At 59.0% G+C, this 20,302-nt stretch carries 16 protein-coding genes and 2 rRNA genes; 7 read left to right on the top strand and 11 right to left on the bottom strand.

Annotation, left to right across the window (positions count from 1 at the left end):
- Both CGS49_RS06295 and rrf read left to right on the top strand, forming a co-directional pair.
- A 23S ribosomal RNA gene (locus tag CGS49_RS06295) occupies nucleotides 1-103 on the top strand; the annotation flags it as partial.
- A gap of 125 nt (nucleotides 104-228) precedes the next feature.
- Nucleotides 229-345, top strand: a 5S ribosomal RNA gene (rrf, locus tag CGS49_RS06290).
- Nucleotides 346-630: 285 nt separating this feature from the next.
- Here the strand turns inward: rrf and CGS49_RS06285 are convergent.
- The gene (locus CGS49_RS06285; RefSeq protein ID WP_097801026.1) at nucleotides 631-1,989 is read right to left on the bottom strand and encodes a PTS transporter subunit EIIC; all 1,359 of its coding nucleotides are present in this window, start codon (nucleotides 1,987-1,989) and stop codon (nucleotides 631-633) included.
- Between the two features lie 30 nt (nucleotides 1,990-2,019).
- Nucleotides 2,020-3,498, bottom strand: a complete 1,479-nt coding sequence (locus tag CGS49_RS06280) for a glycoside hydrolase family 1 protein (RefSeq protein WP_097801025.1) — start codon at nucleotides 3,496-3,498, stop codon at nucleotides 2,020-2,022.
- Nucleotides 3,499-3,612: 114 nt separating this feature from the next.
- Here CGS49_RS06280 and CGS49_RS06275 point away from each other — a divergent pair, with 114 nt between their 5' ends.
- Nucleotides 3,613-4,644 (top strand): AraC family transcriptional regulator, encoded by a 1,032-nt coding sequence (locus tag CGS49_RS06275; RefSeq protein WP_242975395.1) that lies wholly within the window; start codon nucleotides 3,613-3,615, stop codon nucleotides 4,642-4,644.
- Nucleotides 4,645-4,694: 50 nt separating this feature from the next.
- Here the strand turns inward: CGS49_RS06275 and lepA are convergent, their stop codons facing one another.
- The 4 genes from lepA to CGS49_RS06255 all read right to left on the bottom strand — a co-directional run bounded on the left by lepA (nucleotide 4,695) and on the right by CGS49_RS06255 (nucleotide 9,143).
- Nucleotides 4,695-6,506 (bottom strand): translation elongation factor 4, encoded by a 1,812-nt coding sequence (gene lepA / locus CGS49_RS06270; RefSeq protein WP_097801028.1) that lies wholly within the window; start codon nucleotides 6,504-6,506, stop codon nucleotides 4,695-4,697.
- Nucleotides 6,507-6,591: 85 nt separating this feature from the next.
- Nucleotides 6,592-7,794: an alanine racemase gene (gene alr, locus CGS49_RS06265; protein WP_097801023.1), complete on the bottom strand. Its 1,203-nt coding sequence runs from the start codon at nucleotides 7,792-7,794 to the stop codon at nucleotides 6,592-6,594.
- A 3-nt stretch (nucleotides 7,795-7,797) separates the two neighbouring features.
- Entirely contained in the window at nucleotides 7,798-8,577 is a 780-nt protein-coding gene (locus CGS49_RS06260) for a tRNA 2-thiocytidine biosynthesis TtcA family protein (RefSeq protein WP_097801022.1), read from the bottom strand.
- The gene (locus CGS49_RS06255; RefSeq protein WP_097801021.1) at nucleotides 8,574-9,143 is read right to left on the bottom strand and encodes a hypothetical protein; all 570 of its coding nucleotides are present in this window, start codon (nucleotides 9,141-9,143) and stop codon (nucleotides 8,574-8,576) included. Before CGS49_RS06255 ends, CGS49_RS06260 begins: the two co-directional genes overlap by 4 nt.
- A 313-nt stretch (nucleotides 9,144-9,456) precedes the next feature.
- Here CGS49_RS06255 and rplM point away from each other — a divergent pair, with 313 nt between their 5' ends.
- The 3 genes from rplM to CGS49_RS06240 all read left to right on the top strand — a co-directional run bounded on the left by rplM (nucleotide 9,457) and on the right by CGS49_RS06240 (nucleotide 11,366).
- Complete coding sequence (gene rplM / locus CGS49_RS06250) at nucleotides 9,457-9,885, top strand: 50S ribosomal protein L13 (RefSeq protein ID WP_097801020.1); 429 nt, start codon at nucleotides 9,457-9,459, stop codon at nucleotides 9,883-9,885.
- A gap of 17 nt (nucleotides 9,886-9,902) precedes the next feature.
- Entirely contained in the window at nucleotides 9,903-10,301 is a 399-nt protein-coding gene (rpsI, locus tag CGS49_RS06245) for a 30S ribosomal protein S9 (RefSeq protein WP_097801019.1), read from the top strand.
- Between the two features lie 219 nt (nucleotides 10,302-10,520).
- The gene (locus CGS49_RS06240; RefSeq protein WP_097801018.1) at nucleotides 10,521-11,366 is read left to right on the top strand and encodes a patatin-like phospholipase family protein; all 846 of its coding nucleotides are present in this window, start codon (nucleotides 10,521-10,523) and stop codon (nucleotides 11,364-11,366) included.
- A 136-nt stretch (nucleotides 11,367-11,502) separates the two neighbouring features.
- On the opposite strand, the gene CGS49_RS06235 is transcribed toward CGS49_RS06240, so the two are convergent.
- From CGS49_RS06235 to CGS49_RS14195, 5 genes are all read right to left on the bottom strand, one after another.
- Nucleotides 11,503-15,495 carry a hypothetical protein gene (locus CGS49_RS06235; RefSeq protein WP_097801017.1) on the bottom strand — a complete coding sequence of 1,331 codons (3,993 nt, stop codon included), beginning with the start codon at nucleotides 15,493-15,495 and terminating at the stop codon, nucleotides 11,503-11,505.
- Nucleotides 15,496-15,907: 412 nt separating this feature from the next.
- Nucleotides 15,908-16,162, bottom strand: a complete 255-nt coding sequence (locus tag CGS49_RS06230; protein WP_097801016.1) for a phage holin — start codon at nucleotides 16,160-16,162, stop codon at nucleotides 15,908-15,910.
- A gap of 1 nt (nucleotide 16,163) precedes the next feature.
- Entirely contained in the window at nucleotides 16,164-16,391 is a 228-nt protein-coding gene (locus tag CGS49_RS06225; RefSeq protein ID WP_097801015.1) for a hypothetical protein, read from the bottom strand.
- 15 nt (nucleotides 16,392-16,406) lie between these two features.
- The gene (locus tag CGS49_RS06220; protein ID WP_097801014.1) at nucleotides 16,407-16,820 is read right to left on the bottom strand and encodes a YcbK family protein; all 414 of its coding nucleotides are present in this window, start codon (nucleotides 16,818-16,820) and stop codon (nucleotides 16,407-16,409) included.
- A 13-nt stretch (nucleotides 16,821-16,833) separates the two neighbouring features.
- Nucleotides 16,834-18,312 (bottom strand): phage baseplate protein, encoded by a 1,479-nt coding sequence (locus CGS49_RS14195; RefSeq protein ID WP_097801013.1) that lies wholly within the window; start codon nucleotides 18,310-18,312, stop codon nucleotides 16,834-16,836.
- A gap of 712 nt (nucleotides 18,313-19,024) precedes the next feature.
- On the opposite strand from CGS49_RS14195, the gene CGS49_RS06210 reads away from it, so the two are divergent.
- Nucleotides 19,025-20,083, top strand: coding sequence for a resuscitation-promoting factor (locus tag CGS49_RS06210; RefSeq protein ID WP_242975394.1), 1,059 nt, complete (start codon nucleotides 19,025-19,027; stop codon nucleotides 20,081-20,083).
- Nucleotides 20,084-20,302: the final 219 nt, after the last annotated feature.

Here is a 20,302-nt window from a genome sequence, read left to right as displayed (position 1 = left end):
AAACAAGTAAGACCCCTTGAAGACTACAAGGTTGATAGGCACGATGTGTAAGTGGAGTGATCCATTCAGCAAGCGTGTACTAATAGGTCGAGGGCTTGACCACAATTCGCTTGAGACTTTTAAGTCAACGAAAAAATGTGAGCAGTGATTATTCAGTTTTGAAGGCACGTCCTTCAACAAATACTGGACAGCGGCACAGAAATGTGTTATACTGATTCAGTCAGATCGGTCGGTGTCGATGACGGTAAGGTTCCACCTGTTCCCATTCCGAACACAGAAGTTAAGCTTACTTGTGCCGAAGATAGTTCGCTGGAAACGGCGCGTGAAAATAGGTAGTCGCCGACTTGAACAGAAAACGCTTCAGAAGAGATTCTGAAGCGTTTTTCTTGTATATCTAAAACCGCTCGCCTGGCGAGTGGTTCGATAAAGATACTATCGGTGAGTATTGTATGAGTGCTCATTAAAGTTTGCGAACTTTGAAGCTCGTAGAGCGACTTAAAATCAATAAATCAGAGGATGCCTATCTTGTGCGTTTGACGCATGGCCTGCCCACATAGGAACAAAGCGAACAGGGGGAGGAGCCGGTCGTGGCTCCTCCCCCTGTTTTTCTGAGAGTAGAATGAAAGGAAATCAGTGCTTATTAGCCAGCTTTCCGCCGAGGATGAAGGAGAGGATTGCTGCGATCACAAAGGTAGCGGCGATGCAGACGACCATCATCAGCAGATTGAGAGCGCCGCCGTTTGCATAGGTGGGCAGTGAAGTAATGCCCGGCATGACAAAGGCATAGCACTTGGCACCCAAAACAACGGTCAGTGCGCCGCCGATGCCATTGGCGATCATAGCAGCGATGAGGGGAGTTTTGTTGGGCACCTGTACGGTGAACAGAGCAGGCTCGGAAATGCCCAGGAACGCGGAAAAGCTGGTGGTGAGGGCTGCAGAGCGCAGCTCCTTATCCTTCATGCGCAGCGCAGCACCGAAGGCGGCACCGGATTCGGCCATGTTGTGGCAGAAGGAAACGGGCAGAAGATAATCATAGCCCAGAGTGGCAATGTTGGAGATCTGGATGGGAGAGGTGGACTGGTGCATACCAAACAGCACGATCAGCGGCATAAAGAAGCCCAGCAGGAAACCGGCGACAGGGCCCAGCAGGCTGAACAGCCAGACGATGCCGTCTGCCAGTGCCAGACCGCCGTAGGCACCCAGAGGCGCAAACACCAGCAGAGTCAGCGGCACAGAGATGACCAGAGACAGCATGGGCACCAGCACCATCTTGAGAACATCGGGGATAAAACGGTCGATGATGTGATAAACGATGGCCAGCAGGCCTACGCCCAAAATGACGGGGAAAACGGAGTCTGCATAGGAGAACACCGGGACTGTGATGCCCAGGAAGGTAAAGGGACTGGGGTCTGCACCTACAGCTTCCACAAAGGTGGGGTACATCAGTGCACCAGCCATGCAGACACCGAGGTATTCATTCACCTTGAACTTGCGTGCTGCAGAGATGGCCAGCAGGAAGGGGAGGAAATAGAACGGCACATCCGAGATCATGCTCAGGATCTGACAGGTGCCGCCGCCGGTATTCACGCCAAAGATCTCAGCCAGAGCCAGCAGACCCTTGAGCATACCGCCTGCCACCAGGGCGGGCAGAATGGCGGAGAAGATGCCGGTGATGATGTCCAGCACCTGAGCGCCCTTGACCTTTCCGGCAGAGGAAGGCTTGTCCGCCGCCGCGGAGCTGTCCAGCAGGGGGACCACTTCGTCATATACGCGGTTGACATTGGGCCCAATGATGACCTGATACTGACCGTCCTTGATCTGCGCGCCCAGCACGCCTTTGAGCTGGCGGATATCGTCCAGCTTTGCAAGGCTGTCGTCCCGCAGATTGAAGCGCAGCCGCGTTACACAGTGCAGAGCGGTGGAGATGTTGCTGCTGCCGCCCAGCAGCTCGACGATACTGGCTGCAAGTTCCTTGTTGTTCGTTGCCATAGGGATGTCCTCCTTTTACGGTAATATTTCTCAGGCGAGGTCTTCACCATTGCTTTCAATGCACTTTTTATACCAGTAGAAGCTGTCCTTGCGGATGCGCTTGCCGGTGCCTTTGCCGCCGTTGTCCAGATCGACATACACAACGCCATAGCGCTTGTCCATCGTCAGCGGTCCGCAGGAGACGATATCCAGAATGCCCCACATGGTGTAGCCCAGCAGCTCCACGCCATCGCGCACAGCTTCCTTCATCTGCTGGATGTGCCCGCGCAGGTAGTCGATACGGTAGGGGTCGTGCACCGTGCCGTCAGCCTCCACCACATCCGAGGTCCCAAGGCCGTTTTCAGCCACGAACAGCGGCAGGCCGTAGCGGTCGTACAGCTGGTTCAGGGTGATGCGCAGGCCGATGGGGTCTTTCTGCCAGCCCCACTCACTGGTCTCCAGATAGGGGTTCTTATTGGCCATGATGAGATTGCCGGAGGTCTTTTCCCAGCCTTGGTCGCTGGTGGACACCTGTGAGAAGTAATAGGAGAAGGATACAAAATCCACCGTGCCCTGCTGCAGGATCTCTTCATCGCCCGGTTCCATCCGGATGTCGATGCCCAGCTTGTCAAAATAGCGATTCATGTAGGCGGGATACTTGCCGCGTGCCATGACATCGGTGTAGAACCAGTTGGAATACTGGTCATCCAGAATGGCCTGCATGTTGTCCTCCGGGCGGCAGGTGGCGGGATAGGTGGTGAAGCGTGCGATCATACAGCCGATCTTGGAGCCGGGCAGCAGCTCATGGCCCATTTTCACGACCCGCGCGCTGGCAAGGAATTGATGATGAAGGCACTGAAAGATCTCCTGATCCATGTGCGGCTCCTGATCGCGGATCAGGCACACGCCGTCCCATGGAGAGAAACGGCCTGCATTGATCTCGTTGAAGGGCAGCCAGTAGTCTACCAGATCGCCCAGTTCACGGAACAGCACTTCCACATAGCGGCAGTAAAAGTCGATGGTCTTGCGATTCTTCCAGCCGCCGTACTTCAGGACCAGCTGCACCGGGATATCATAGTGCAGGATGGTGGCAAAAACCTTCATGCCATGCTTCTTGCACTCGCCGAACAGATCTTTATAGTAGCGGATGCCTTCGGGGTTCGGCTGAGCGTCATCGCCGTTGGGAAACAGCCGGGCCCAGCAGATCGAGGTGCGAAAGATCTTCATGCCCATTTCTGCGAGCAGCGCAAGGTCCTGCTTGTAGGTGTGATAGAAGTCGATGCCGCGGCGATTGGGATAATAAGTGGTGTCCATATCCTGAAGCGCCTGATCGAACTCTGCTTTGGAGAACGGACTGCCGTGATGCTTTGCCTCGACTTGTTCATGGTCCCATGCGGGGTCGAGGTAGCGGAGATCCTGTGTGGAAATGCCCTTGCCGCCATCGCGGAAGCCGCCGTCTGCCTGAGAGCAGGAAATGGCACCACCCCACAGAAAATCGGCATCAAAACCGGAGCTTGTCTTATAAGCCATGAAAATGCACTCCTTTTACAACAAGTTGTCACGAGCTGTGGATTCTTTTTGTTGAAAAAGCTCTTTCTGTATGTTATTATAGCAGAAAGAAAAAATATGATAATGACATAAAAAATGGAAAATAGTATCAAAATCGGAGATATTGCCATGAATCCTGCTGAATTGGAGTTGTTCCTTTACCGCCATACCGAAAGCGAAAACTGGCATTTGCAGCACCCCGGGCAGCTGAGCTGCCTTTATGATAAGTTGAAACAGGAGAAATTCCGAGGCGAGATGGGCTACTGTTTTGACTTTGTCAACACCCTGAAAAAAGATATGATCGGCATGATCAAGGAGACCCGGTTTACCGTTATCCCGAAGCACCACCATGTGGATATGGAACTGAACTATATTTACAGCGGGTCGTGTACCTTTGTCATCAATGGCAGAGAAGTTACTCTGAAAAAGGGCGATTTGTGCATTCTGGACAGTGACGTTTGGCACAGCGCCACCAGTTATAAAAAAGAACACGATATCGTCATCAACATCGTGTTCCGCAGGCAGTTTTTTGATGGAGTGTTCCTGAGCAGGCTGTCACAGCAGGGAGTGGTGGCAGGTTTTCTGGTCGATGCAGTCTCCCGCAATCGCAGGCACGATAAATATCTCATCTTCCATACACAGAACGAACCAAAGATCCACTCTCTTATCCAATTCCTGCTGTGTGAATATTTTGACCGAAGCAGCTGCTATGGTGAGCTGGTCAAAGCCTATGTCACCGCACTGTTTCTGGAATTGGTGAACGTGATGCACTCACAGGCGGAGCGGACCATATCCGACAGCAATGAGATCCTTGTGCCGGTGCTGCAATATCTGGAAAAGAACTATAAGAGCTGCACCCTTACACAGCTGGCGGAAAAGTTCGGCTATAACCCGAACTATCTCAGCGCCCAGCTCAAGTACATTACAGGCTGCTCTTTTGTGGAACTGAAGAACCGTCAGCAGTTCTCAGAGGCGGCGTTTCTGCTGGCAAACACCGAAACCTCCATCAGCGAGATCATAGAAAAGATCGGCTGCAGCAATCGGACATTTTTTTACCGGAAGTTTGAGCAGATCTACGGCATGACCCCGCGGGAATACCGTGTGCAGGCTGGGAAGCTGCAGGAATAAAAAAGAAACCCTGCGCAGTGCACAGGGTTTCACGGATGGACAGGGAAAGATCAATCGTCGGTGCTGTCCAGCTTGAGCACGGCCGTGAAGGCTTCGCTGGGCAGGGAAACGCTGCCCAGCTGGCGCATCTTCTTTTTGCCTTCCTTCTGCTTTTCCAGCAGCTTCTTCTTGCGGGTGATGTCGCCGCCGTAGCACTTGGCCAGCACGTCTTTGCGCATGGCCTTGACCGTCTCGCGGGCGATGATCTTGCCGCCGATGGCCGCCTGCACCGGGATCTCGAACAGGGTGCGGGGGATGTTGTCCCGCAGCTTTTCGCAGATGCGGCGGCCCTTGCCGTAGGCGTTGTCGCGGAAGACGATCATGGACAATGCGTCCACCGGCTCGCCGTTCAGCAGGAAATCCAGCTTGACCAGATCGCTCTCGCGGTACTCCTTGAACTCGTAGTCGTAGCTGGCGTAACCGCGGCTGCGGCTCTTGATGGCGTCAAAGAAGTCGTACACGATCTCGCCCAGCGGCAGGGCATAGTGCAGGTCCACGCGCACATCGTCCAGATATTTCATGTCGATCAGTGCGCCGCGCTTCTGCTGGCACAGGTCCATCAGGCCGCCGACGTAGTCATTGGGGGTGTAGAGGTGCACGTCCACGAAGGGCTCCTCCTGCTTGACGATGTTGGAGGGGTCCGGGTAGCTGGAGGGGTTGTCGATCATCTCCACGGTGCCGTCGGTCAGGGTCAGGCGGTAGCGCACGCTGGGCGTGGTGGTGATGATATCCAGATCGAACTCGCGTTCAAGGCGCTCGGTGATGATCTCCATGTGCAGCAGGCCCAAAAAGCCGCAGCGGAAGCCGAAGCCCAGCGCCGCACTGGTCTCCATATCAAAGGTGAGGGAGGCGTCGTTCAGCTGCAGCTTTTCCAGCGCGTCCTTCAGGTCCGGGTATTTGGCACCGTCGGCGGGGTAGATGCCGCAGAACACCATGGGTTTGACCTGGCGGTAGCCGGGCAGAGCTTCCGGGGTGGGGTTCGCGGCCAGCGTGACGGTGTCGCCCACGCGGGTGTCCTGCACGGTCTTGATGCTGGCGGTCAGGTAGCCGACCTCGCCGGCCTGCAGCTGGCTGCAGGGGGTCAGGCTGGTGGCACCCATGTGGCCCACTTCCACCAGCGTGAACTCGGCCCCGGTGGCCATCATGCGGATGGTGTCGCCGGGCTTGACCGTGCCCTCAAACACGCGGATATAGACGATGACGCCCTTGTAGCTGTCGTAGATGCTGTCAAAGATCAGGGCCTTCAGCGGGGCGTCCGGGTCGCCGGTGGGGGCGGGGATGTCGCTGACCACCCGCTCCAGCACCTGGTCCACGTTCAGGCCGGTCTTGGCCGAGACGCGGGGCGCGTCCAGACAGGGCAGGCCGATCACGTCCTCCACTTCCTGCGCCACCTCGTCCGGGTGGGCGCTGGGCAGGTCGATTTTGTTCAGGATGGGCACCAGCTCGAGGTCATGTTCCAGCGCCATGTAGGTATTGGCCAGCGTCTGGGCTTCCACACCCTGTGTGGCGTCCACCACCAGAATGGCACCCTCGCAGGCGGCCAGACTGCGGCTGACTTCGTAAGCGAAGTCTACATGGCCCGGCGTGTCGATGAGGTTGAACTCGTAGGTCTTGCCGTCCTTGGCGGTGTAGTTCATGGTGACGGCGCGGGCCTTGATGGTGATGCCGCGCTCGCGCTCGATGTCCATGTTGTCCAGGATCTGGTCTTCCATGGTGCGCTCGTCCACGCTCTTGGTCAGTTCCAGAATGCGGTCCGACAGGGTGGACTTGCCGTGGTCGATGTGTGCAATGATGCAGAAGTTGCGGATGTTGTCTCTTGCCATGTAGTTCCTCCAATGGGAAAAGATGCTCATTCGTTCTTGGCTCTCCCTCTGGGAGAGCTGTCACCGAAGGTGACTGAGAGGGCGGTTACGCTTCCAGTATCCAGTTCTCGATGTCCACGATCTTGCCGTTCTCGCGGTAAACGCGGGGCACCCGGCGGGAAACGCCGCACAGCACTTCGTAGGAGATGGTATCGGTCTTGCGGGCGATGGTCTCGGCGTCGTCGCTGACTTTGCCGCCCCACAGGATGGCTTCGTCGCCCTCGTGGATGTCCGGGATGCCGGTCACATCCACCATCATCTGGTCCATGCACACCCGGCCCAGCACCGGGCAGGCTTTGCCGTGAACCTCCACGATGCCCTTGCCGCAGCTCAGCTGGCGGGGGTAGCCGTCGGCGTAGCCGGTGCACAGGGTGGCCACAAGGGTGGGCCTTTCGGCGGTGAAGCGGCGGCCATAGCTGGCGCACTGACCGGGCTGCATCTCCTTGACCATGCTCACCACGGTCTTGAGGGTCATGACGGGCTTGAACTGCCCGAAGCGCACTTCGTCGCTGGGGTCGTAGCCATACAGGATGATGCCGGGCCGGGCCATGCAGCGCTCCCGGGGCAGGCCCTCGGGCCAGTCCGGGTGCAGCATCACGCCGGCCGAGTTGTCGCAGTGCACGGTCTGCGGCTCGTGCCCGGCGGCTTTCAGTGCGTGGAAGGCCTTCACGAACAGCGCGTGCTGCTCGGCGGTGTAGGCCACGTTTTCTTCCGCGGTGTCGTCGGCAACGGAAAAATGCTGGAACAGGCCGGTCATCTCAAGGCCCGGCAGATCGCACACGGCCAGCATTTCGCGGATGGCGGCGTCAAAGTCGGTGCGCAGGGCAAAGCCGATGCGGCCCATGCCGGTATCCGCCTTGAGGTGAATTTTCACCTTGCCGCCCGCCTTTACGGCGGCTGCGGAGAGGTTCTGCGCCTGTTCGGTGGAGTAGCAGGCCACCGTGATGTTTTCAGCAATGAGGGTCTGGGCGTACTCGGACTGCACATGGCCCAGAATGAGGATGGGCAAAGTCTGGCCGTCGGCGCGCAGCTGCAGCGCTTCGGTCAGGCAGCTCACGGCCAGCCAGGCCGCGCCTTCCTCGGCAAAGACCCGGGCGCACTGCACGGCACCGTGGCCGTAGCTGTCGGCCTTGACCACTGCGCACAGCGGCAGGGCACCGGCACGGGCTTTGACCGCCCGGAAATTATGGCGAAGGGCGTCGAGGTCGATCTCGGCCCAGACATGTTTTTCAAAAGGATGTGTCTGCATGATTCATTCTTCCTCGTTTGTAATGGAAAAGCTGCCGCGCCCGGTGTGGACGGGCCGCCAGCCGTCGATGCCGCTCTCCTGCAGCGCGTGCAGGGTCTTTTGCCGGAAGGCGTGGTCGGTGCGGCAGCGCTCCCGGACGAATTCTTTGGTCTGTTCGCGCACGGTGACGCCGTCAGCGGGGCAGACGCTTTTTACGATGGGCAGGCCCTCGGCGTGCACGGCCCCGATGACCTCCTGTTCGGTGGCCAGCAGCATGGGCCGGATGAGGGTCAGCTCCCGGCGGGAGAGATACGTCACCGGCGAAAAGCAGCCGATGCGGCCTTCCCGCCAGAGGTTCATATAAAAGGTCTCCACCGCGTCGTCCAGATGATGCCCCAGTGCCACCTTGTTGCAGCCCAGCTCCTGCGCCGCCGTGTGCAGCGCGCCGCGGCGCAGCTTGGCGCACAGGGCGCAGGGGTTCTTTTCCTTGCGGTAGTCGAACACCACGGGGCCGATCTCGGTGCGGCGGATCTCATAGGGGATGCCGTGCCGGGCAAACAGGTCCTGCAGCACGGTGTAATCCATGGGCCTGCCGCCGAACTGGGGGTCCAGCGTGACGGCCTGCACGGTGAAATCGAAGCCGATGTACCTGCGCAGCTCGGCAAGGCCGATGGTCAGGGCCACGCTGTCCTTGCCGCCGGAGACGCCCACCATCACCCGGTCGCCCGGGGCGATCATCTCATAATCCTGCACCGCCTTGCGCATCAGGCCGCACAGGCGTTGCATTGCACGGGACTGGTTCATGACAGGGTCACGCTTTCCACAAGGTTCACCACGTCGTTGATGGACGCAAGCTTGGTCAGGCCGGAAACATACACCACGTCACCGCTGGGGTAGGTGATGGTAGCCAGCACGGCGTAATAGGTCTGGATGTCGCAGCGCACGGCTTCCACCTCGGCCCCGTCCACGGTCAGGTTGACCTTGCGGGGTTTGATGACGCCGTAAGCCTGCTTGAGGTCTTTTTCCGAAGCGCCGATGAAGTCCTCGTAGGTATCGGCGGTGCCGCGCTGCAGCAGCACGGCCTCGTAGTCCTCACCGTCCGAGGTGTCGGCGGTGGCCACTTCCAGCACGGTGCCGAGGGTGTCGTCCTCGGTCATCTGGCAGACAGACCAGATGGAACTGTCGTAGTAGACCGAGATGCCGTTGGTGCCGGTATAGCGGGTGTCGGGGTTTGCGGGCACGCTGCGGTTGACCAGCAGCGTTAAAATAATGTAGGCGATGATGCCCAGCCCCACGAAAATGCCCATGGCGGTGAGCAGTTTGGAGGTGCGGCGCTGGGCGGAAGCGTTGCGGTCGATATCGTTTGGCATGTAGAAAGCTCTCCTTGTTTTGCGTGGCGCAGCGGATGCTGCCATATCCTTTATAGTATAGCACAACACAGGGCAAAATTGTAGCGTGCAGCGCGAGAAAATCTGCCCCGGCGGGCAGAAAAATTTACAGAAAATGCGATGTTTGAAATCGTGAGAAATCAAGAGAAAACAAGAGAATTTGAGAGATTGCAAAATTTACACTGAAAAAATCAAAAATTGCTGTTGACAGGCAGCTTTTTATGATGTATACTGACACTCGCGCCCCAAACAGGCGCCTGAAACGTTACAAAAAGCTTATCAGGAGGAAATAGATATGAGCACTACTCTCGTGAAGCCCGCTGAAGTCGAGCGCAAGTGGTACCTGCTCGACGCTGCCGGCAAGAGCCTGGGCCACGTCGCTGCTGAAGCCGCTGTTCTGCTGCGCGGCAAGCAGAAGGTCGATTACACCCCCAATGTGGACTGCGGCGATTTCGTCGTTGTCATCAACTGCGACAAGGCTGTTTTGACCGGCAAGAAGGCCGAGCAGAAGTTCCACATCACCCACAGCAAGTACATCGGCGGCCTGAAGAAGGTCCAGTACGGCAAGCTGATGGCTGAGAACAGCGATCTGGCTATGACCTACGCTGTCAAGGGCATGATCCCTTCCAACACCATCGGTGCTAAGGCCCTGACCCGCCTGCACTGCTACCAGGGTGCCGAGCACGCTCACGCAGCTCAGAAGCCCGAGAAGATCGAGTTCTAAGAAGGAGGCAATCGAACATGTACGAAACCAAACCTTATTTCTACGGCACTGGTCGTCGTAAGGATTCCGTTGCCCGCGTTCGCGTTTACACCGGCACTGGCAAGATCACCATCAACGATCGTGATATCGACAACTACTTCGGTCTGGAGACCCTGAAGCTGATTGTCCGTTCTCCGCTGGTCCTGCTGGGCCTGGAGGGCAAGTATGACGTCGTCGTCCGCGTTTCCGGCGGCGGTGTTTCCGGCCAGGCTGGCGCTATCCGCCACGGCCTGAGCCGCGCTCTGCTGCAGCAGAACGATGAGAACCGTGCTGCTCTGAAGAAGGAAGGCTTCCTGACCCGCGATCCTCGTATGAAGGAACGTAAGAAGTACGGTCTGAAGGCTGCTCGTCGCGCACCTCAGTTCAGCAAGCGCTGATTTACCCCGTATTGCAAACTTGGCAGTTCTGCTTCGGCAGAACTGCTTTTTTGTTGCCAGCTTTCCCGCTGAACTGAGGTGCGCGACTGCGCATGTCCGGCGGCATTCAAATCACTTGTATTCTCCCGCTCAAATTTTCAGCAATTGCCCCGGATTGCTGAATGCGCATTTTCCACATCCGCGCTATACTGTTGTGGAAAACGAAAGCGAGGGAAGCGTATGAAAACCGGCATCATTGATGTGGGCGGCGGCCTGCGGGGCATTTACGGCGCGGGCGTGCTGGACCGCTGTATGGAAGAAGGCGTGCGGTTCGACTGCTGCATCGGCGTGTCGGCGGGCAGCGCCAATATGTCGTCCTATGTGGCCGGGCAGCATGGCCGCAACAAGCCCTTTTATCAGGATTACTCCTTCCGCAAAGAGTACATGAGCGTGGGCAATCTGGTGCGCAAACACTCGTATCTGGACCTGGAATACGTCTACGGGGCGCTGAGCAACCGGGGCGGTGAAAACCCGCTGGATTACCCCGCCGTGGTGCGCAGCCCGGCAGAGCTGGTCATCGTGGCCACGGAAGCCCGCACTGGCAAGCCGCGCTATTTTACCAAAGCGGACCTGCGGCAGGACGATTACCGCCCGCTGATGGCGTCCTGCTGCATCCCGGTGGTGGATCAGCCCTATTTCATGGACGGCGTGCCCTACTATGACGGCGGTCTGGCCGACCCGGTGCCGCTGGAAAAAGCCTTTGCGCTGGGCTGCGACCGGGTGGCCGTCATCCTGACAAAGCCCGTCGCGCCGGAGCAGACCGGTGCCCGGGACAAGAAGCTGGCAAAGCTGCTGCGGCACCGGTATCCGGCAGCGGCGAAGGGGCTTTTCCTGCGGGCAGAGCGGTACAATCAGACCGTGCGCCGCGCGCTCAAGCTGGAACAGCAGGGCATCGTGTGTGTCATTGCGCCGGACAGCACCGAGGGCATGGCGACCCTGACGAAAGACAAGCAGGCACTGGAAGCGATGTACCGCAAGGGCTGGCAGGATGCCGGAAAGCTCATTGAATGGTATAAGCAGGCTTAAATTCTGCAAACAGCACAATGAAACACCCCCGCTCGGGCAAACGCCGGAACGGGGGTGTTTCATTGCAGTGTATCAAGAATGAGGAGATGGCAGAGAAATAGGGGGCCCATGCACCTGTCAGGGGCGTGCCGGGCCTTTAGTGGCGGGCGTTCTTGCCGGTCAGGCTGGCGAAGGCACCGGCGGCCATGAGGATGAATCCGCTGACCGCCATGCAGAATGCGGCCCACCAGTTCACACCGGTCTGCGGCAGGGCGTGGGCGTCCTGCACGGGCCGCACGACGATGTCCAAAGGCAGGACCGGGGCGTCCGGCACGGTGTCCTGCACCGGCTGCAGTTCGGGCGTCTCAGGGGTCTGCGGAGCCTCATCCGGGGTCGTGGGCGGCACGACCACCACGGTGCTGTCGTCGCGGTAGGAAGTGCGGGTCTCGGTGGTGGTGTATTGGTAGCTCACGTTCGCCACGGTGTGGTACGCGTCTTTCTTTGCAACGACCGCGGCAGTGTAGTCGCTGTCGGTGGTGTAGGTGTAGTTCAGCGTGCCGTCATAGCGGGTACCCTCGGTGGTGCCGGTGAAGGCCTTTTCAAAGAAGCTGCGGATGGACTCAAAGATGCCATGGCCCGTGCCTTTGACGCCCTTGCCGCCGCACTCGGTGGTGGTGAAGTCGGTGTGGTCCGTCGTGGTGAGGTCGTAGCTGCCGAAATAGCCGCTGCCTTCCGAGCTCTCGATGTGGGAAAGCCCGGTGATCTCCAGCAGTCTGCCGGAGGCGGTGGAGCACTTGCTCTTGGTAAGAGTGGCGGAATAGGTGGTCTTGCTCTGCGCAACGACTGTGCCGTTGATCAGGGTGAGATTCTTCAGCAGAAGGTCGTAGCCGTTGCCGGGCTTATCGTGATCGCCGGGGCCCTTGTGGCCTTGTGTGCTGGGAGCGGCGGGGTCAGGTTTGTTGCGGCAGGTATTGCTGTCGCTGTCCATATAGCCGTAGGCGAGCAGGTCGGCGGTGTGCTGGAAAACCGTCCACATCCCGCTGCTGGTCTGGACGGCAATGGCATCGCCGCCGAGCTCTTTGACGCGGGAGTCAGCCTTGTTTTTAGCATCCCGGCCGTTGAAAGACTGGTCTTTGCCATAAGCGACTTTACCGGTGACGGAGTAGTAGTTGTTGGCGGTGTAGTTGTATCTGGTGCCGCGGTATTCCATCTTTTTGGAAAAATCGTCGTAGGTTGCGTTAGATGCAAGTTTGGGGCCGGTCGCTTTGCCGTCCACGACGGTGGAAGCGCTGTGGCCGAAGGTGTAAGTGGGGCTGTCGATAATAAAGGCCTCACCCAGGTCGTTACCTTTTTCATCTTTCAGATTGGTTTCAATATCAAGGTCGGCGTGGTCGAACGAGGTGGACTCGGAGTAGGAAAGCCCGGCTTTATCCGCGTCGGCCTTCGCGGCTTCAAGATGCTGGATAAGTTCCGCGCGGCTCATGTTCTTGAAGTCAACAAACGAATGAACGGCATCATTGATGATCCGGATAATGTCTTCCTCCGTTGCCTTCTCGGTGTCAGACAGCCAGAGTTCTTTATTTCTCCGGGTGACGACCTGATTGCCGACCTTGAGCTGCCAGCCTTCTTCCAGAGAATCGAGCTCTTTTCGGATCTCGGTGCGCAAAGTTGCTTCATCAACATTGATGATGGTCTTCATTTCGCTCCGGGTGATCAGCAACGTGCGATTGCCGCTGGTGAACCGGATGGTGTGTTCCACGTTGTTTTCGTCCGTGTAGGTGGCAGTGCCGATGCCAGTCTCTTTATTGAAGCTGGTCACGGCGGCATTTTTATAGGATTTACTCAGGCGGCCTTCGATCTCTTTCAGAAGTTCATTGAGCTCGTTCTTGTCGAGACCTTCATAATACGTTTTGTTCTTCTTAACGGTGACGGTGCCATCCTTTTTGGTGTAGGTGTCGGAATCTTTGTCATAAGTCATGTCCTCAAAGACATCGGGTTCCCGGCCGTCCGCATAAGTGATGGTCAGCGTGCCGCTATTTTCGTTAAAATCCCATTTGTCGCCGGTGGAAAGGTCGGCCTGTTCCGGGTCCTCCTGCTTTTCCTCGGTGACGGTCCAGCTCACCATGGTAAAGCTGTCGCCGGAGACGACGGTGCCTTCAGCCAGACCGGCCTTGAGGTCATCGGGAAGTTTCTGCCCGGTCGTGTAGGTGAATTCAAAGGTACGGCCATCCTGCAGGGTGTATTTTTTCAGATACTGGACGCCGTCGATCTTAATATATTCCACACTGTCTTCGACGACGTTCTCCGGCAAAGTCTTGAAGTCGCTGCTGATGCCAGAAACCTCCCCGGAGGTGATGGTGGGGCCTTCCTCATGGAGACCGGTCCGAATGATCGTCGAGCCGGAGACATACGCCGTGCCGTTGACGGTATCCTTGCGTTCGGTTGCATCGTCAGCGGCGTCGCCCGTACTTATGGTCGTGTTGTCTACGGTGTATTCGTAACGATACTGCCGGTTGGCGTCTTCGTCTTTGTAGCTCCATTCTTTGGTGGCCGAACTGATTTTACCGGCATCCTGATCGCTCTGGAGCTGGGCCTGCAGCAGGGCTTTTTCCTCAGGGGCAAGATGCTCGTCTTTGCGGATGGCGTCTCTCAGCGCGTTGAAAATGGCTTCTGCTTTCGCGGTTTCTTCTGCCTTTTTTGCGGCGTCTTCGTCCGCAGGCGTCCAATCGGTGCTGCCGGTCTGGGTGAGCTTGACGGTCACCTTGACCGTTTTCAGCAGTTCCTGTTTTTCGCTGACCGTCAGTTCGTGGCCGTCCTTGTCGAAGATCTTGCCGTCTTCAGCGTGATAGCCCTTATCCCGGCCCAGCAGGTCGCAGGTCTGGTCAGGGCCCAGGCCGGAAAGATCGCCGACCGCCTTGCCGGAGGTCTCGTCAAAGGTGATCTCGTAGGTCTTGTCACCCTCGGTGACGGTGTAGCCGGTCAGCGCGCCGTTGGCGTCGCGGTGTTCCTTCACCTTGCGGGTGTCCGTCTCGGTGAGCAGCTCGGAAAGGTCAACGGTAACATCGGGCGCGGGGTCCGTGATGTCTTCGTCCTTCAGATCGACTTTGGTGTTGCCGCCCTCGATTTTGGTGTCGGTCTTGACGTCCTCACTGCCCTCCAGCTCCTTCTTTTTCATGCAGATGGTCAGGGTGGTGGTGGTCGTCGTTTCCACCGACGTGCCGATGATGCGGTAGACCGTGGTGCGTTCGCCGATCTGGTTGCCGTTTTCGTCATAGATTGGTTCGGTGCGGGTCAGCTGATAGCTGCCGTCGGCGGCCACATCGGGCTTTTCCAGGTCCAAGAGCTTTGCAATATCCTCGGCAGACATCTTTTTCCCCTCCGGCGGGGTCGTCTTGCGCAGGGTCATCTCGCCGGTGTTTTTGCCGGTTTCGGTAAAGCCGGTGATCTTGTAGCCGTTGATGCTGCCCGTGTTGGTACCCCACTTCAGGCTGTCTTTGTAGTTTTCGCCCAGCACATCTTCGGGCGTGATGTTTTTCAGCTCGTCTTCGGTGTAGGTGTGGTCGGTATCGGTGGTGGCGCTGGCGTCACCCGTGCCGGTGGTGGTGGTCATGGTGGTCTCCTCGGTGATGCTGGGTGTGGTAATGGTGGTGCTGCCGTCGGCATTCTTGCCAATGACATCGCTGCCGGTGACGGTGCCGCTGGTGGTGGTCTCGGCGGTGCTGCCAAGTTCGGTCTCGCTCTTTTCGGCTTTGCCGATCTCCCTGCCGGGTTCGCCGGTCTTCTCGTTTTCCCTGGAGGTGTCGAGCACATCGCCGGTCTCGGTGGTGGTGGCGCCCGTGGTGGTGCTTTCGGTGTAGTCGATCTTCACGTCATCGGTGTCGGTCTCCGGGCCGAAAGCCGGGGCCTGGACGTCTGCATCCGCCTCGGTGTTTGCCGGGGCCTCCGGGGGGAGCGCTTTCGCGTTCGCGGCGGCATCGGGCGCGCCGCCGGTGCTGTCTTCGGGGGCCGCGTTCTGGTTCTGGAGGTTGAGATCAGCCGAAGCCTCCGGCGCGCTGCCGGTCTCGGCTGCATTTGCCAGCAGGGGCTGTGCGGCGACACAAGCCGTCAGCGCCATGGACATTGCTGCAAATTTAAACTTTTTGTTTGTCATGATCTTCCAATCTCCTTTCTTATCGCCAAAGGCATGAAAGCCCTATAAAAAGGACATAGAATGGCCTTGACTCCACACACCGTTTTATATCATGTTCCGAAAGTCGAATACAAGAAACTGTGTGTCGAGGGCGAAAATGATGCAAGGGCGGACCGGCACGATGCCGCCGCACTGCAAGGAGCGGAAGATGACGGGAGATGCTGTTCAAATGCGCGCTGAAGCGATGAATTCGCTTGCACATCCACCGCTTGCAGGATGGCGGAATTTCCAGAAAATGTCATCCAAAACTGCGTGAAAGCGCCTGGAAATGGCACGAATCGCGCCGTTTGCACGCAAAACAGCCCCGGGGAAGGCCGAAAGACCGCCCCCGGGGCTGCTGCATTTTTCAGGAAAAACGGTGCTTAAAAACAGTTCAGTGGAGTTTCTCCTGTTTCAGGCGGTTGAATTCCTCATCGGCCTGAATGGCTTCTGCGGTGAAGCTGTTGTTGTTCCACCAGCTCACCAGCGCGGCCACCGTGGTGATACCTGCGGTGATCAGCTGCTCCACGGTCTGGCTCTCGATGGGCAGCATGGGCTTGCCCAGAGCGCTCAGCACCTGGTTGGTCAGCGCCAGCAGCAGCACGGCGGTGCGGGCGATGGTGGCGGCAGAAATTTTGCCAAAGTTCATATCAATTCCTCACTTTCTCGTTGTGTTCCAAATCGGCGATGCGGTGGTTGGCCACCTTCATCTGTTCTTCCAGGATGGGCACCCGGCGGGCGAAGTGGTTGTGCTCCCGCACCTCGCGGGTGAGCTCCTCCAGTTTTGTATCGGTGACGGCCTGGCTGCGGCTGTTTGCGATCAGCACGCCGATCAGGGTCACCGCCCCGGCAATGACGGCGGACAGGATGCTCTCCATGCGGTCCACCCCCTTTCAGCCTGTCCAGCGGGCCTTTGCCGCGCGCACGTCCAGGTGCACCCAGCCGCAGGCGCGGCCCTTCTTTTCCGGGTAGCGGCCGATGCCGCCGGTGCCGGGCAGCAGCGTCTCGGCGTAGTCGGCCAGCGTGTCCACCGCCACCTCCTTCACCCGGATGTCGGCGGCCCGGCCGTAGCAGTGCTGGCTGAAGGCGGCCCCGCCCACGGCCGCGTTGTGGCGGGCCGTGCGGTAGCCGCTGGTGATGGTCACCGGCTGGCCGAAGTGGTCCCGAATGCGCTGCAGCAAGTCCACCAGTGCACTGTCGATAAAGACCGGATCGCTGCCGTCCCGGCAGGCGAATTCCCGCACCCGGAAGTTCGGGCTGAGCAGGGTGCCGCCGTCCTTTGTGCGGGAGTATGCTTCCAGACTCATGGGCCGCCGCCTTTCAGGCCACCCGCAGCCAGATGTAAACGTAATAGGCTGCGGGCTGGACGGTGTCGCTGCGGCCGTAGACGGCGCTGGAGCGGGAAGCGTCGATGGCAAGGTCGCGGGTCTGCGCGGTGTTGTTGCCGGTCAGAGCACCGTTTCGTATGGATGCGCCGGGGAAGACGCAGCCGGAAGAAACGGCACTGTTTGAGCTGACCAGGCCGTGGCTGCTGTTGTAGGCGATCTGGCCGGTGATGTTGGGCAGGCCGGCCTCGACGGTGGAGCCTGCCTTGTGGCTGCCGCTGGCACCCATCAGCACGCGGTCCTGGGCGATCTGCTCCCAGGTGCCGCCGAACAGGGCGGCCGGGCTGGCGGGCAGGACGCTCTGGTAAATGCTGCCCACCGGGTAGGCGGCAAGGCTCGGGGCGGCCAGCAGGGCATCCACATCTTCCTTCGTATAATAGGATGCCAGTTCCACCCCGAGTGTGCGGCGGGCGGCGGACTTCTCCTCCGCAGACCATGGGGCGGCTGCCGCTGCGGCGGTCAATGCCTTCTTGACGCCGTAGGGCAGCAGGGCAGGCGTCAGCGGGGCATAGGGGTCGGCCATGGCGTCCAGCGCGGCTTCGTCGGCCGGTGCGGTGGCCAGGGTGCCGTCGGCCCGCACCGTCACGCCGAAGGCCGGGTCTGCCTTCACCGCGCCGGGCACCGCCGCAGTGGGCACCGTGCTGCTGCGCACATAGGGGGTCAGGTCCGGCGGCGGGGTGGTGTCGGTGCGCACAGCGCCGGTGTCGGGGTCTGTGCTCAGCACCCGCAGCAGCTGCCCGGCCACCGGCTGCGCGGGGCAGGGCAGAGCACCCACGTCCTGCGCCGTCAGCCGGACGATGCCCGCCTTGCCGTTGACGCTCACCACCCGGCCCTCCTCCGGGGCCAGTGCTTCGGCCCGGGCGGCAGCGGTCTCGGCACGGCCTGCGGCTTCCAGCGCAGCGGTGCGGCCGGTCTCGGCACGCTGGGCGGCGGTCTGGGCCTGGGCCGCGTTGGCGGTGCAGCTGGCCGCGCTTGCGGCGGCGCGCTGGGCAGCGGTGGAGGCCGTGCTGGCGCTTTCCAGCACCCGGGCCACGAACTGCTCATACAGCGAGGGCGGCAGCTCCTCGGCGCCGCCGTCGGTGGGCAGGATGGCGTAGGTGTCATAGCTGCCGGGGCGGGTGTAGGCGGTGTAGTCTTCGCCGCGGATGGCCGCCAGCATCCACTGCCCGCCGGTGCTGCCGGTGAGCCGCCGGTCCACCGTCACCCGGCCTTCGCCGTCCAGCGACACCGGGGCCAGCAGGGTGCCGTCGGCGCGCCGCAGGTAGAGCGCCGCGCTGCAGCCCGCCCAGGCTTCGGGCAAAATGAAGTGCAGCTGGTCCACCCCGGCGGCGTTCTGCGCGCCCAGGTGCAGGCGGTGGGGCCGGGCAAGGAACTCGGTGCCGCCGCACTGCTTTTGTGTGATTTGGATCTCCATAAAAACCTTCCTTTCTGCTTTTTTCTCGATTGTACCGGCGGGGCGGTTTTCTATCCAGTGCGTACTTTTTTTCAAAACATTTCTGTGCTTCGGCATTTTGCCGGAGAGCATTTTTCGGGAGAAATTCGCGCAGTTTTCTTTGGGTGAAAAAGCGCGTTTTGCAGGGGTGGTTTTAAATGGAAAACCTGCGATTTTGGGCATCTTGTCCGTGCGGAAATGACCCCGGAAGGGCCTGTTTTCGGGGCAAAAAATCAAATTTAAATGTTAAAAATTCGTGAACGAAACATGCAATGAAAAATGAGAAAAATCAGAAGGAAATAACCTAAAAAACAATATTTCGGAGAAAACACTGTTAAAATTGCACAAAAAAGAACGTCAAAGAACTAACAAAGTGCGGGGGCCGGATTTGACAAATGCGTCAAGGGCTGGTAAAATAAGACCCGCTCAACGAACGTTGCAGCGTTTAAAATTTATCTGGATGAAGTGAAATGCCGTCCCACGGGCGGCGCGGCGCGGGCAGATGCGGCCCGGCCGGACGGGAATGCAATGGCTGCCCCGCACGGAATCCAAATTGGAATACGATGCTCGATTTTACCAAAAAGAGGGCATCGTATTTGATTGTGGGGCATCCCAACTTCTGCCGCCCCGCAGTCCGGGCGGCCGGGGCATTTTTGCAGTGTCCGCGGCCGCACAAAATACGAAAAGAGAGGAGTTGTCTCGTATCGCTTCCGTAAAAGTAAAGAAAGCTCTGACCGCCTGCAAGCAGGCTGTCTCTCCCCGTGTGCTGGCGTTCTGTGTCATGGTCGTGTGCCTTGTGGCTACACTCAGTGTGACCGCTGCGAATCTGCGGCTGACCTACGTCACAGACTCCAATGGTGCCCGGCAGGTGATCCTCACCTCCGAGACCGACCCCGCACAGGTCATGAACCTTTCCGGCATCCAGTCCGAGGAAGGCGACAAGGTCTATTACACGGCCTACAGCGGCAACCTCGCCGCCCTGAACATTGAGCGCGCCTTCTCCGTCAGCATCACCGCCGACGGCCAGGAGTACCCGGTGAAGATGGTGTTCGGCACCGTCGCCGACGCCCTGCAGCGCGCAGGCATCACCCTGGAGGGCGATGACTACACCGAACCCGCGCTGGACCAGCTGGTGGCTGCGGGCACCAAGATCACGGTGCACCGCGTGGACTATCAGGACCGCGTGGAGACCCAGGCCATCCCCTATGACACCGAGTACGTCTACACCAGCCTCTACTTCCGCAACACCGGCCGCACCACCACCGTGCAGCACGGCGCGGAGGGCCAGCAGACCGTCACCACCCGCGACCGCTATGTGGACGGTGAGCTGGAGAATAGCATCGTGGTGGATTCCACCACCACCGTGGAGCCCACCAGCCACGTCATCAAGACCTATGGCGCAGGCGCGCCGGTCTCCCCGCTGACGGGCCCGGACGGCACCACCAACGCCCCTGCTTCTTACAGCAAGGTGCTCACCGGCAAGGCCACCGGCTACTACTCCAAGACCGGCAAGGGTTCCTCCGGCCTGGGCCTGGGCTACGGCACCGTTGCGGTGGACCCGGACGTGATCCCCTACGGCACCAAGCTGTACATCACCTCCACCGACGGCAAGTTCGTGTATGGCTACGCTGTGGCCACCGACACCGGCATTGCGGTGCAGAAGGGGCAGATCCTTGTGGACCTGTTCTATGAGACCTATGCCGAGAGCGTCATCAACGGTGCCATCCAGGTGAATGTTTACGTGGTAGGCTGACCGATTACCGGAAAAACCGGGAACGAAAATTTTTAACCAGAGCACTGAGCTTCTGTGCACCTTCCCCTTGGGAGGGTGTGCGGAAGCTCTTTTTTGTTGCCGGATTGGCAGGATTCACCATAAAATTTGTAAAAATTTGGGGGGTATGTATATAAGGGAGAAATATCGCGGAAAAGATTATGGTAATTTTTGATGAAATCCCCTTGAAAAACAGCCCGA

The organism is Faecalibacterium langellae, from assembly GCF_002549775.1.
Taxonomy (GTDB): domain Bacteria; phylum Bacillota; class Clostridia; order Oscillospirales; family Ruminococcaceae; genus Faecalibacterium; species Faecalibacterium langellae.
Note: the sequence above shows the minus strand (reverse complement) of the source record. Positions and strands in the feature narration are given on the sequence as shown.

Coding starts and splice junctions, on each gene's coding strand:
- CGS49_RS06285 (WP_097801026.1), bottom strand. CDS start 1,989: ATGGCAACGAACAACAAGGAACTTGCAGCCAGTATCGTCGAGCTGCTG.
- CGS49_RS06280 (WP_097801025.1), bottom strand. CDS start 3,498: ATGGCTTATAAGACAAGCTCCGGTTTTGATGCCGATTTTCTGTGGGGT.
- CGS49_RS06275 (WP_242975395.1), top strand. CDS start 3,613: ATGGAAAATAGTATCAAAATCGGAGATATTGCCATGAATCCTGCTGAA.
- lepA (WP_097801028.1), bottom strand. CDS start 6,506: ATGGCAAGAGACAACATCCGCAACTTCTGCATCATTGCACACATCGAC.
- alr (WP_097801023.1), bottom strand. CDS start 7,794: ATGCAGACACATCCTTTTGAAAAACATGTCTGGGCCGAGATCGACCTC.
- CGS49_RS06260 (WP_097801022.1), bottom strand. CDS start 8,577: ATGAACCAGTCCCGTGCAATGCAACGCCTGTGCGGCCTGATGCGCAAG.
- CGS49_RS06255 (WP_097801021.1), bottom strand. CDS start 9,143: ATGCCAAACGATATCGACCGCAACGCTTCCGCCCAGCGCCGCACCTCC.
- rplM (WP_097801020.1), top strand. CDS start 9,457: ATGAGCACTACTCTCGTGAAGCCCGCTGAAGTCGAGCGCAAGTGGTAC.
- rpsI (WP_097801019.1), top strand. CDS start 9,903: ATGTACGAAACCAAACCTTATTTCTACGGCACTGGTCGTCGTAAGGAT.
- CGS49_RS06240 (WP_097801018.1), top strand. CDS start 10,521: ATGAAAACCGGCATCATTGATGTGGGCGGCGGCCTGCGGGGCATTTAC.
- CGS49_RS06235 (WP_097801017.1), bottom strand. CDS start 15,495: ATGACAAACAAAAAGTTTAAATTTGCAGCAATGTCCATGGCGCTGACG.
- CGS49_RS06230 (WP_097801016.1), bottom strand. CDS start 16,162: ATGAACTTTGGCAAAATTTCTGCCGCCACCATCGCCCGCACCGCCGTG.
- CGS49_RS06225 (WP_097801015.1), bottom strand. CDS start 16,391: ATGGAGAGCATCCTGTCCGCCGTCATTGCCGGGGCGGTGACCCTGATC.
- CGS49_RS06220 (WP_097801014.1), bottom strand. CDS start 16,820: ATGAGTCTGGAAGCATACTCCCGCACAAAGGACGGCGGCACCCTGCTC.
- CGS49_RS14195 (WP_097801013.1), bottom strand. CDS start 18,312: ATGGAGATCCAAATCACACAAAAGCAGTGCGGCGGCACCGAGTTCCTT.